At 54.6% G+C, this 502-nt stretch carries 1 rRNA gene; it reads right to left on the reverse strand.

What is annotated here, in order from left to right:
• Nucleotides 1-502: ribosomal RNA gene (locus FB586_RS19100) — 23S ribosomal RNA — on the reverse strand; the annotation flags it as partial.

Below are 502 nucleotides of genomic sequence, written 5' to 3' on the forward strand. Positions count from 1 at the left end.
CTCGCAACACACCGCAAACTCGCAGGCTCATTCTTCAAAAGGCACGCCGTCACCCCTGCACAAGGCAAGAGCTCCGACGGATTGTAGGCACACGGTTTCAGGTACTATTTCACTCCCCGCCAGGGGTACTTTTCACCTTTCCCTCACGGTACTTGTCCGCTATCGGTCATCAAGGAGTATTTAGGCTTAACGGGTGGTCCCGCCAGATTCACACGGAATTTCAGGGGTTCCGTGTTACTTGGGATGATGCTCGGAAGCCTGTGCTTGACGTCTACGGGCCTATCACCCTCTACGGTACGGCTTTCCAACCGGCTTCGACTTCCACACAGGTTTCTTACTTCCTCCACGCACGGCAGCACGTGATGAGCAGTCCCACGACCCCGTCCCTGCAACCCCTGCCGGGTATCACACAGAAACGGTTTAGCCTCATCCGATTTCGCTCGCCACTACTCTCGGAATCACTGTTGTTTTCTCTTCCTGTCGGTACTGAGATGTTTCACTT

Source organism: Cellulomonas telluris (assembly GCF_004886325.1).
In the GTDB taxonomy this organism is placed as follows: domain Bacteria; phylum Actinomycetota; class Actinomycetes; order Actinomycetales; family Cellulomonadaceae; genus Cellulomonas; species Cellulomonas telluris.